This window comes from Bacteroides sp. 14(A) (genome assembly GCF_000526555.1).
Taxonomy (GTDB): domain Bacteria; phylum Bacteroidota; class Bacteroidia; order Bacteroidales; family Bacteroidaceae; genus Bacteroides; species Bacteroides cellulosilyticus.
This window is the reverse complement of record NZ_JAGH01000004.1, coordinates 41268-53700: the sequence shown is the minus strand read 5'-3', so window position 1 is coordinate 53700 and position 12433 is coordinate 41268. Positions and strand designations below refer to the sequence as shown.

At 41.8% G+C, this 12433-nt stretch carries 9 protein-coding genes; 2 read left to right on the top strand and 7 right to left on the bottom strand.

What is annotated here, in order from left to right; translation table 11 throughout:
* Positions 1 to 4 precede the first annotated feature (4 nt).
* The 4 genes from K429_RS0119140 to K429_RS0119125 all read right to left on the bottom strand — a co-directional run bounded on the left by K429_RS0119140 (position 5) and on the right by K429_RS0119125 (position 5310).
* Positions 5 to 1057, bottom strand: a complete 1053-nt coding sequence (locus tag K429_RS0119140; protein ID WP_029327720.1) for an NAD-dependent epimerase — start codon at positions 1055 to 1057, stop codon at positions 5 to 7.
* 19 nt (positions 1058 to 1076) lie between these two features.
* Positions 1077 to 1511 (bottom strand): UpxZ family transcription anti-terminator antagonist, encoded by a 435-nt coding sequence (locus tag K429_RS0119135; RefSeq protein WP_029327719.1) that lies wholly within the window; start codon positions 1509 to 1511, stop codon positions 1077 to 1079.
* A 69-nt stretch (positions 1512 to 1580) separates the two neighbouring features.
* Positions 1581 to 2138 (bottom strand): UpxY family transcription antiterminator, encoded by a 558-nt coding sequence (locus tag K429_RS0119130; protein WP_007212841.1) that lies wholly within the window; start codon positions 2136 to 2138, stop codon positions 1581 to 1583.
* 1015 nt (positions 2139 to 3153) lie between these two features.
* On the bottom strand, positions 3154 to 5310 hold the full coding sequence (locus K429_RS0119125; protein WP_007212840.1) for a glycoside hydrolase family 97 protein: 2157 nt from the start codon (positions 5308 to 5310) through the stop codon (positions 3154 to 3156).
* A 225-nt stretch (positions 5311 to 5535) separates the two neighbouring features.
* Between K429_RS0119125 and crcB the strand changes: the two genes are divergently transcribed.
* Together crcB and eno are read left to right on the top strand one after the other, a co-directional pair.
* Positions 5536 to 5931: a fluoride efflux transporter CrcB gene (gene crcB / locus K429_RS0119120; protein ID WP_007215538.1), complete on the top strand. Its 396-nt coding sequence runs from the start codon at positions 5536 to 5538 to the stop codon at positions 5929 to 5931.
* A 75-nt stretch (positions 5932 to 6006) separates the two neighbouring features.
* Entirely contained in the window at positions 6007 to 7287 is a 1281-nt protein-coding gene (gene eno, locus K429_RS0119115) for a phosphopyruvate hydratase (RefSeq protein ID WP_007212838.1), read from the top strand.
* Between the two features lie 95 nt (positions 7288 to 7382).
* On the opposite strand, the gene bglX is transcribed toward eno, so the two are convergent.
* The 3 genes from bglX to K429_RS0119100 are packed head-to-tail and all read right to left on the bottom strand — an operon-like array spanning position 7383 to position 12377.
* Entirely contained in the window at positions 7383 to 9635 is a 2253-nt protein-coding gene (gene bglX / locus K429_RS0119110) for a beta-glucosidase BglX (RefSeq protein ID WP_029327717.1), read from the bottom strand.
* A 20-nt stretch (positions 9636 to 9655) separates the two neighbouring features.
* Positions 9656 to 10996: a M57 family metalloprotease gene (locus K429_RS0119105; protein ID WP_029327715.1), complete on the bottom strand. Its 1341-nt coding sequence runs from the start codon at positions 10994 to 10996 to the stop codon at positions 9656 to 9658.
* Between the two features lie 22 nt (positions 10997 to 11018).
* Positions 11019 to 12377 (bottom strand): family 16 glycosylhydrolase, encoded by a 1359-nt coding sequence (locus K429_RS0119100; protein WP_029327714.1) that lies wholly within the window; start codon positions 12375 to 12377, stop codon positions 11019 to 11021.
* Between the last annotated feature and the right edge of the window lie 56 nt (positions 12378 to 12433).

Here is a 12433-nt window from a genome sequence, read left to right as displayed (position 1 = left end):
TTGATTACAATTGATAAAAAGAACGATACCAGTCTATCGTTTCCTGAACTCCCTCTTTAATAGGTTTGTCAGGCTTAAATCCTAACTCATTCTGCAAAGCCGAAGTATCTGCATTTGTCTGATAAACATCTCCCGGTTGCATCGGAAGATATATTTTCTCTGCAGGATGTCCAATAGCTTCTTCAATTGCCTGAATAAAGTCCATAAGTTTCACTGGATGAGAATTACCTATATTATATATTTTATATGGAGCAGTGGAAGAACTCGGATCAGGGTTTTGAGCGCTCCAATCCTGATTAGAAGTAGGAATATGATCTATCACCCGAAGGATTCCTTCAACAATATCATCAATATAAGTAAAATCACGCAACATATCACCATTATTGAAAACCTTTATTGACCTCCCGTGTAACATGGCATCTGCAAAAAGGAAAGGTGACATATCCGGACGCCCCCAAGGGCCATAAACTGTAAAGAAGCGCAAACCAGTAGAAGGAATGCCATATAAATGGCTATAAGTATGAGCCATCAATTCATTTGATTTCTTTGTCGCTGCATAAAGGCTTACAGGATGTGCGATACTATCTTTTTCAGAAAAAGGAACTTTTCCGTTCAATCCATAAACACTACTGGAGCTAGCGTAAACCAAATGCTTCACTTTGTAATGACGGCAACCTTCCAATACATTCAAGAAACCATCTATATTGCTTTCCACGTATGCATATGGATTTTCTATTGAATAACGTACTCCAGCCTGAGCCGCTAAATTTACAACTTTGTCAAAAGACTCATTGGCAAAAAGCATTCTCATCGCCTGTTTATCCTCCAGATTTATACGAACAAACCGAAACTGCTCAGATGTATTACTTTGGACAAATTTATACCAATCAACTGTATTTTTATCAATGCCTAAAGTACCCAAACGTCCATACTTCAGATTGACGTCATAATAGCTGTTGATATTATCAAGCCCTACCACCTCATCTCCACGAGAAAGTAGACGTTTACAAACATACGAGCCAATGAAACCAGCAGCCCCCGTAACAAGAATTTTCATATAAAACTATGGACAAATATTAGGGAATAAATTCATTTAGAAGTTCTTGTTGTTCAACAGTTAGAGAATCACCCCAACCATTCATAATCGCACGTGCTTCTTTCGCCAACTCCTCATCGGATGTCTCTCCATAGCAAACCACCAACAATTGGCATTTCAACAAAGAATCAGATATTTTATTCAGAACCTCCCAACTACGATCAAGCAGTATTTGAACTTTTCCTCCTTTATCGCCACGATCATAAATCGTAGCACTATAAGCTTTCAAGAGAGTAATACAAAGAGTCGCTTCTTCTTCATCATTCCGAGCTTTTTTCTGATACAAGGCTTCCGCCTGGTTATAAACATCTGAATTTAGTTGACGAAAACGATCCGCATAAATGGGTTCACCATCCATGCCAAGATAAAGAAGCTCATGCGTGAGTTGACGCAAAGCATCGATTTGAGACTTCATATAATTAAGATTACAAATTATGAATTACAAAGCGTATAAGTAACAAAGTACAATGTGCAGAATTATGAATTATTCTTCTGTTATCGGAACAATAAGAGAGGGATGAATAAAAGTGGTAGCTACTGCCATAACCCCCTGAATAGAAACAACTACCCGACGATCACCTTTTACACGAACAAATATACCTTCGACACCTTCGAAAACTCCACCGGTGATGCGGACACGATCTCCTTTCTGCATGGAATATTCCGTAGGCGGCAAGTAAATTACTTGTTGGTCGTAAGAGCCGGCAATGGCTATAAAGTGGCGCATTTGGATTTCCGGAACAATAATCGGCTGCTTCGTCTCACGATCCATGATATAGCGAAGAGGTAGAAGAACAGCATTTTCCTCCTTAATTTCGTCAATCTTCTTACGAGTGGAATAAATGAAAACCAGATTATGTATGGCAGGAACGAGTTTACGAATACGTTGCTCCTTCCGCGTTACATATTCATAACGCATAGGAATGAAGTTTTCGATATTATTCTTGTCCAAAAACTCTTTCAAAACGAGTTCCCGGCTATAGGTGATACGCAAAGCATACCAATGATATTCAGAATTCAAAATGGAAGATTGAGAGCTCATGAATGATTAACTGTTCTCGTCTGGATATTTCTTGGGGACACCGGGGAATGAAAATTCCTTCCGGTTAAAACGTAAATCCGTGATGGTGAATTTGCTACGTTCAACGGCCTAAATTCAGACTCCCTATCGCAGGAAGTGCAAACAGGCACTTTTGAAGACTGGAAAAGCTGATTTTGCTGAAAAAGCACAGTTCTCGACTTCTAATATACTGTAAACAAAAGACTTAATAGAACAAAATATACTATTAATCGTTCGTTTAATGGGCACAAAGATAAGGGGGATTTTCGAAAGAACAAAGTGTTTAATAAAAATAATTCTAATCATATCATTTAATCCTATCCACAAGTACCTGTAAGGGCACTTCCAAAAGGGCTACACCATTTACCCCGGATGACTACACCCTTTTGTATGTAAGGCTACACCCTTTGCGGCAAAAGGTGTAGCCCTATACAAGCTATGATTAACACACCAGACAATAAGGAATTTTATTCAACACTATTTCGCTCATTACCTCAACGACAAAGGCACTTTAAAACCACTCTGGGAATTAGTCACTTACAAGAAGTTAAGAGTTTGTCGACAGGAAGTTAACTCTTTGTCGACAAACTCTTAACTTCTTGGAAACAAGCTCTTAATACCTTGAAAACAGGACAAACTTTGTTACATCACAAGACTTCTAAAGTTTATTCCAATTTAGTGACAAATGATATAATTCAGTGCATTATCTGCAACCATCGAGTCAATGCAAAGCCTCCCATTTCAGGGGTAATCAAGCCATACCATCAAGTTCTTGCTCAATCGTCTTATTAAGTTGTGGAAGCATCGATTCTATTTTGCAGCAACAAACCTGGGCCCTTGAGTTAAGAAACTCAGCAAGAAGTCATACAAAGAAAAAAGAAAGGGGCGCACTTCAAATTTTGAAGTGCACCCCTTATTTACCTAATGCCTAATAAAAACCTCTTTTTACCCTAATTTTAGAGTAGCTCTCAATCTGAGAGTTTCCGATGAATCTTATCTATCTCCATTTCTTCACAACCTTCTTGTCTGACGGAGTAGCCTCAATCAAACTCAGGGCAAAGCCACCACTACGTGCCAACTTCACAGACATCTTAGTCTTACTGGTCACAATACCTTTCTTTATCTGATAAGAAGTCGGATTCTCTTTGTAATCAGCATCTTTACCATCAGCATAAAGAGTAGCTACATACTGCTTGCCAGGTTCCAGAAAATCCAGAGTAAAGTTAGCAGTACGTGCATTCTCATCTGTGATGCCACCTACAAACCAGTTATTCGTTCCTTTCGCCTTACGAGCTGCCGTAATATAATCACCCGGTTCCGCTTCCAGATATTTACTATCATCCCAATCTACCGCTACATCTTTGATGAATTGGAAAGCATCCATGTGCTTCTCATAATTCTCAACTAAATCGGCAGCCATCTGCAACGGACTGTATAATGTCACGTAAAGAGCCAACTGCTTACAGAGAGTGGTCTGTACCTGTCCATGAGGCAGATCGCCCATGAAATCAAGTTTTGTATCGAAGATACCAGGAGTATAATCCATCGGACCACCAATCAGGCGATTAAATGGAAGCAAGGTAGTGTGGAACGGTTTACTGCCACCAAAAGCCTCATATTCCGTACCACGGGCAGACTCGTTACCAATCAGGTTAGGATAAGTACGGCAAAGTCCGGTAGGACGCACAGCTTCATGGGCATTTACGCAAATCTTATACTCGGCAGCTTTAGTCACGGCGTACAGATAATGGTTGTTCATCCACTGACCGTAGTGATGCTCTCCACGAGGAATCATATTGCCTACATAACCACTCTTCACTGCATTGTAACCATTGTCTACCATAAACTGGTAGGCTTTATCCATATGACGTTCATAATTGCGTACGGATGCCGAAGTTTCATGATGCATCATCAATTTCACACCCTTACTTTTAGCGTAAGCGTTCAACATCTTTACATCAAAGTCAGGATATGGAGTTACAAAATCAAATACATAATCTTTAGAATGACCGAACCAGTCTTCCCATCCTTCGTTCCAACCTTCTACCAGCACTTGATCAAGTCCATTTTCAGCTGCAAAGTCTATATAACGTTTTACGTTTTCATTGGTAGCACCATGACGTCCGTTAGGTTTAGTTTTGGTATAGTCCGTTTCACCCAATTTTACAGAAGGCAGATCATCGGTATAAGCCCAAGTGCTCTTTCCGGCAATCATTTCCCACCATACGCCTACATATTTCACCGGCTTAATCCAGGAAACATCTTCATAAGCACAAGGCTCATTCAGATTCAACGTCAGTTTGGAATTCAGAATATCACGGGCGTCATCACTTACGATAACCGTACGCCACGGAGACTTACAGGGAGCTTGCAGGTATCCTTTATCTCCTTTTGCATCAGGGGTAAGCCAGGATTCGAATACAAAATTCTTATCATCCAGATTAAGATGCATACAGGAGTAATCCACCAAAGCAGCCTCATGCAAGTTAATATAAAGACCGTCAGCTGTTTTCATTTGCAGAGAAGTCTGTACACCCGTCGGAGAGAACGTAGTCTGTGAAGAATTAGGAGTGATCGCACCATCCATCAAGCCACGGATTTCAGAAAGCTTAGATTCTGTATAATCATATTCCTGTGTATCATAATCACCCGGTATCCAGAAAGCTGTGTGATCGCCTGTCATGGCAAACTGAGTACGTTCTTCCTTGATAACGAAGTAATTCAGGTTCTTAGACAAAGGAAATTCGTAACGGAAACCCAAACCGTCATCAAACAGACGGAAGCGGATGATCATATTGCGATCTTGCGCTTTCTGGTTCAACGTTACAGCCATCTCATTATAATGGTTGCGAATTTGTTTCACTTCACCCCACACCGGCTCCCAAGTCTCATCAAAAGTGGAAGTTTGGGTATTTGCCAGTGTAAATCCATTCATCAGTCCCGGAGCATCTTTCAGTTCCAAGCCGAGTTTAGAAGGTTTGATAACAGCTTTTCCTTTGTAGGAAAGTTCATAGATCGGTTCACCTTGTGCGTTCACTGAAAAGTTCAGTTGCAGTTGTCCGTTCGGCGAGGTGATACTCTCAGCCATTGCCCAATTGCTTACAAACAAAAAGAGCAAGAGACAGAACAATTTGATTGCTTTCATGTTTTTCATGATTTGAATTATTTTAGAGAATTATAATCGTGATGCAAATATAAGGATGAAATGACATGTGAACGAAGGAATAAAATGAAAATATAGATGATTTACCGGCAAACGTTTGCATAACTGGTTTAGTTTCTGATTTTTAAGCATTAAGGGGAAAAACCGGAATATAAACCCGATATAAATGAAAAATTGTACCTTTGCAGGCATTATCGGAATAATAACAGAATAAAAATGAAAGAATTGATATACATTTTCCTTGGTGGCGGAACAGGCAGTGTGCTCCGTTACTATGTGCAGGAACTACTGCACGAACGGATCATCCCTTATTCCTTTCCTTGGGCAACATTTACAGTCAATATCTTCGGCAGTTTTCTCATCGGATTGTTTTATGCCCTTTCCGCCCGTTTTAATCTCTCACCCGAAATGCGTCTGTTATTGACAGCCGGTTTCTGCGGTGGATTCACCACTTTCTCTACTTTTTCCAATGATGGTCTGACCTTGCTGAAAGGTGGTTTCTATGGAACATTTATAGCATATACCTTAATCAGCATCACGTTGGGAATATTGGCTGCATTGGCGGGAGGAGCAGTCGGCACTAATCACTTATCACTCACCACTAATCACTAAACACAACTATATTCTGAACAAAAACCGATTGCTTCTTGTTTCCTATTTAAAATAATTACAAATAATATCATAATTATGAAAATAGAAAAGATTATCGGACGTGAAATCCTCGATTCAAGAGGAAATCCCACAGTGGAAGTAGATGTAATGTTGGAATCAGGCTTTATGGGCCGTGCTTCCGTTCCTTCCGGCGCTTCTACGGGAGAACACGAAGCATTGGAACTCCGTGATGGCGACAAAGGACGCTATGGAGGCAAAGGTGTATTAAAAGCTGTAGAAAACATCAATGATATTATCGCTCCGAAACTTGTCGGAATGTCAGCCCTCGACCAGATGGGCATCGATCATACCATGCTGGCATTGGATGGAACAAAAACGAAATCAAATCTGGGCGCAAATGCTATTCTCGGCGTATCCCTCGCCGTAGCAAAAGCTGCCGCCGCTTATCTCGATATACCCCTGTACCGCTACATCGGTGGTACCAATACATACGTAATGCCCGTACCGATGATGAATATCATCAACGGTGGTTCACACAGTGACGCTCCTATTGCCTTCCAGGAATTCATGATACGCCCTGTAGGTGCAACTTCCTTCCGTGAAGGTCTGCGCATGGGTGCCGAAGTATTCCACGCTTTAAAGAAAGTACTGAAAGATCGTGGTCTGAGCACTGCTGTAGGTGACGAAGGCGGTTTTGCACCAAATCTGGAAGGTACAGAAGATGCCCTGAACAGTATTATTGCCGCCATCAAAGCTGCCGGATACGAACCGGGCAAAGATGTAATGATTGCCATGGACTGCGCTTCTTCTGAATTCTATAAAGACGGAATCTACGATTATACCAAGTTCGAAGGCGAGAAAGGCAAGAAACGCACAGCTGACGAACAGATTGACTATCTGGAACAACTTATCAACCAATTCCCCATCGACTCTATCGAAGACGGCATGAGCGAAAATGACTGGGAAGGCTGGAAGAAACTTACCGACCGCATCGGCGACCGTTGCCAGTTGGTAGGTGACGACCTTTTTGTTACTAACGTTGATTTCCTGGCCATGGGTATTGAAAAAGGTTGTGCCAACTCTATTCTAATTAAAGTAAACCAAATCGGTTCCCTGACCGAAACATTGAATGCCATCGAAATGGCTCACCGCCACGGATACACTACCGTGACCTCCCATCGCTCCGGGGAAACGGAAGACGCTACGATTGCCGACATCGCCGTTGCCACCAATAGCGGACAAATCAAAACCGGTTCATTGAGTCGTTCCGACCGTATGGCAAAATATAATCAGTTGCTTCGCATCGAAGAAGAACTGGGCGCTAATGCTGTTTACGGTTATAAACGTATAAAATAACCATGAATTCTATTTAAGTGTCAAAAAATAAAATAATCAAGAGGGGCGAACCATCACGGACCGCCCCTCTTCTACTTTAACCTTAAAATCACCAATCAGTCTACTACCTTGAAGAAAACTTCTTCTCCGGACTGACTATCCGTTGCCACCCAAAGCCCAAAGTCTCCGGGTTCCACAACTTTAGCCATATCTATGTTCCAAAATGCAAGTTCACTAACAGGGAGTTCAAACGAAACGCTTTTCTTCTCACCCGGCTTCAATGTCACACGAGTGAAACGTTTCAGTTCTTTCACCGGACGGGTCACGGAACCAATCTTATCTTGTATATACAATTGAGCTACTTCCGTTCCTTCATATTTCCCGGTATTTTCCAGATCGAATGTCACTGTCAGCACATCATCTTTTTTCAGTACATCAGACGCCAGTTTGATGTTGCTATACTTAAATGTGGTGTACGACAAGCCATAACCAAACGGAAACAAGGGATCAAAACCCGCATCCATATAGAAGGAAGTACAGCCCAGTGAAGTCTGTCCTGCCTCAACAGCAATATCATTCAGCAACACTTCATTCCGTGTAGCCGGACGTCCGGTATTATTATGAGCGTAGTACACAGGAATTTGTCCCACCATCCTCGGGAAAGTGACCGGCGCCTTTCCACTCGGCACAGCCTTCCCCCAAAGCAAATCAGCCAATGCAGGACCGCCCATTGTGCCCGGATGGAATGAATAGAGAACAGCAGTCGACTCTTCGACTTCTTTACCGATAGTCAACGGACGACCCGCCATCACAATAGTCACTACAGGTTTACCCGTCTTAGCCAAAGCTGTAATCAAAGCTCCCTGATCACCCTGCAAATCCAGATCAGCCAAACAGTGAGCTTCACCCGAAAGAATAGATTCTTCACCCACAAAAGCAAGAATGACATCTGCACGTGCAGCGGCGGCAGCTGCTTTAGCCACACTTGCCGGATTTTTCTCACGACTATATGCTAGTCCCGGTTCATAAATCACCTGTACTTTATCGCCAACCATTTCCTTAATAGCGTTCAACGGAGTCTGAGTACGAGCTTTCTCACCATCAAATATCCAAGTACCTAACTGTTCATAAGGTGCATTAGCCATAGGTCCTACCACTGCAACAGTTTTCACAGATGGTTGTAACGGCAACACTTCCTTATCATTCTTCAACAGAATAGCCGATTCAACAGCGGCTTGCTTAGCTGCTTCCAAATGAGAAGGAGCATACATGACAGATGTTTGTTGTTCATCTACATAAGGAGTATCAAACAATCCTAAACGATACTTGATACGCAAAATATTACGAACAGCCTCATCGATAGTGCTTTCCTTCACCTTTCCCTCTTTCACTAATTCCGGCAGTTCCTTCACAAAAGTGTAACTCACCATTTCCATATCTACTCCTGCATTCACAGATTTCATTGCCGCTTCTTTTGAACCGGCTGCAAAACCATGGCTTATCATTTCGCTGGCAGAAGCCCAGTCCGTCACAACAAAACCATCGAATTCCCACTCATCACGGAGTACATTCTTCAAAATAAAAGCATTCCCGGTAGAAGGGATTCCATCATTATCATTAAATGAAGTCATAAACGTGGCTGCCCCCGCTTTGGTGGCAGCTTCAAAAGGCGGCAAATAAACATTGCGCAGACGACGTTCGGGAATGAACGTGGAATTATAATCACGTCCTCCTTCGGCTGCACCGTAACCTACAAAATGTTTAGGGCAAGCTGCAATTGAAGTAGGACTATTCAGCGAATCTCCCTGAAAACCTTCTACCATAGCAGCTCCCATTACGGAAGTAAGGTACGTATCTTCACCACACCCTTCGGCAATACGTCCCCAGCGAGGATCGCGGGCAATATCAATCATTGGCGCAAAAGTCCACCGAATACCTACAGACGAAGCTTCAATAGCTGCTACCCGTGCACCGTCTTTCGCTACCTGCGGATTGAACGAAGCCGCTTGTCCCAAGGGAATAGGGAAAATTGTTTTAAACCCGTGAATGACATCACGCGCTATCAATAAAGGAATACCCAACCGGGATTCTTCCATTGCCACGCGCTGTAGCGCATTAATACGCACCGGATCCACCTCATTCAAGATGGAACCGATTTCACCTTTCTTAATCAAAGCACTCATATCCTCGATATTACCGTAAGAGGAAATCTGGTTCATCTGACCGATTTTCTCCTCAAGGGTCATCTTAGACAGGAGAGATTCTACTTTTTTCTCGGTTGCCGCATCACTACCTTTATTTGCTACTTGCGTACAAGAGACAAAAGGAAGTAAAAGCAAGCAAAATAATGACAATCTAACTATTTTCATACAAGGTTATTTTATATACATCAATATTTTACCATAGCCACTGTAGTTCCATGTTTCAAAAAAGCTCCATTTTGTGGTCCTAACCCCAATGGAAAGGAAGCAGATAACCAATAAGTTCCAGCCTCCAGCACTAGTTTCTCTGTACGCTCAAAAGATTCAGCAGTACTAGGAGTTTGAATACATTGGTTCACATACATAACTTTAATCAGTGTTGATGACCTTCCAACAGCTATATTAGTATCACCACCATATTTAGTAATTTCCCACCACTCATTAAACCCACGACGAACTTGTCCTGTTAGAGTAACCCCTGTAGTTTGTTCCAAAGTAAAAGACACCTGGCTAGTACTATACGACTCCTTTCGATAAGTAACTAATGGTGATGTTCTATATCTCCATTTTGGATACAAATAAAGATTACCCGTGATTCGTTTTCCATAATTCCACGGAATGGTTAGCTCTCTATCTTCATACCACCCGGAAAAGATTTGATAATCAGATTCAGGAGCAATAGAGCGTTCTAATAGACTGCCTACTTCAACTGTTATTGAAGGACAACAATTATTTGCAAAAGAAACTGTATATCGAGCTTTAGGCCACAGATAGTTAAAAGTAACTATATCATAATGTGAAAACTTAGTCCAAGAATTACCACATGTGCCAGCATTCATAAAAGAGTCTGAATCAGTAGTAGGCGTTCCTGGTATTTGAATTAAACCTACTCCAGCCGCACCCTCAGATCCACCATTAGTATGCCGCAATCCCAAGTTATGTCCAAGCTCATGCGCCAATAAAAATATTTTTTGATTTAAAGATAAAAAAGAATCTATATCTTTAAAAAAATTACTATTAATGATTATCGCTTCCCCTGGCTTTCTTGAAGATGAAGGAAACACACCACTTGCACATACATTTGTTCCTGAAATATATTTTTTAGAAATTTTTATATCTGGATCATCCTCCGTATATACAAATTTTAATCCCGTATATTTATTGTACAATACAATGACTTCTTGCACAGCCTCTCTCCAATTAGTATTTGAAGCGATAGTATTATCAACACCAATAGTGATTGTCTGAAAATTAGCCACATGGTAAGTCGTTTTATACTGTCTGGTAAGAGTTCTAGATAAATTCACGCTATCTTTACATACCAATATATCTTCTTCAACAACATAATACCTGTCCCATTCAGAAATAAATGTTGTGTCAAGTCCCATAGCATAAATAGCGATCTTGGCTTGTTCCATTTGTAACGATGACTCCGTCAACATTTCATTACTAATTACCATATTGTCTTCTTCGGCACAAGAAAAAAAGAAGCAAAGAAGAAAAATAAAAAGGAAATATTTAGTTTTCATTACGATTATTTTATTAGTTACACTATTTCTTTTGGAATACCCGTACATAATCCACCTTCATCGTTATAGGCAAGGCGCTCTCATCTACACCTTTATATCCTCCCCAATCACCGCCCCATGCAAGGTTGAGAATGGGATAGAAAGCATAAGTGAACGGCCACACATTTTTGCCGGAACCTTCATTCTTGAATGTCATCAATTCTGTTCCATCTACAAAGAATTTCAGATAGTCGGGTGTCCACTCACAAGCATAGACATGGAACTCTGACTCTGCCGTACCAATATTGCGAGATGCAGTCTTCTGAGTATTTATGGTATGATTGTAAGCCGCGCAATGAATGGAAGACGACACGATATTCGCATCAACGCCCACTTCTTCCATGATGTCAATTTCACCACAACCCGGCCAAGGATTAGTAGAGTAATTATTGCCCACCGGCATCATCCAGAAAGCAGGCCAAGTACCCTTGCCTTTGGGAAGCATGATACGAGCTTCAAAATAGCCATAAAGCCATCCCGTATTTACATTAGCGTAAACACGCCCCGAATAGATCTTGCCGTCTGAAGCTTTAAAGCAGTTGATGTTCAGTTTACCATCTACCAATTCCGTTACGCGTTTACCGCTTACCGAACCGTTTACATATTCCTGAAGTTCATTGTTCACCCAACCGGGCTTTTGCACTTCGTGGGTCCAGCCGGTGCCAAGAGTAGCGCCTTCGTTAAACTCATCGTGCCAAACCAGGCGATATCCTTCGGGCGTATTTATCTCACGGTCTTCTGCCGACTCTTGAGCGACGCTTACCGTAATCTTCTCCGCACCCGAAACAATATCCAAAGTTCCCTTCCGGGAAGTCTTGCTTTCATTGGGTTCTGTCGTGACACTCACTGTCTTGCTATCTTTCTTTTCGACCTTTATCCAGCTATCGTTAAACGTTACGCTCCAGTCGCCCGTGGTCACAACGGACAATGTGAAGTTCTCGCCACGAGAATTAGAGTATATCTCACGCTGCGAGACAGACATTGGAGCCCCTTGCGTCACAGGTATCACAACGCGCTTCGCTCCGGATTTAATGATAACAGAGCCGTTGCGGGAATCCTTACTTGTATTCGCACTTACGGTAACAGTCGCCGTTCCTTTGCTGCTAAGCGAACCGGCCACTTTTACAGCGATCCATGAACTGCAATCATCACTGGCTAAAGCAGTCCATTCACTGTCGCTACAAGTAACGTCCAGCGTATACACTCCGCCAGCACCTGATGTTTCCACCTTTTCCGGCGAACATTCCAGAGTCACGTCATCTGTCACCAAATTGCCAGCATCCTCATTACTACAAGATATGAAGAGCAATAAAAACAGCAGTATAATATTTAATTTCTTCATCTATACATCTATTATTTATAACGCAATACTATATCCATCTGTGTTCTATAAAAACA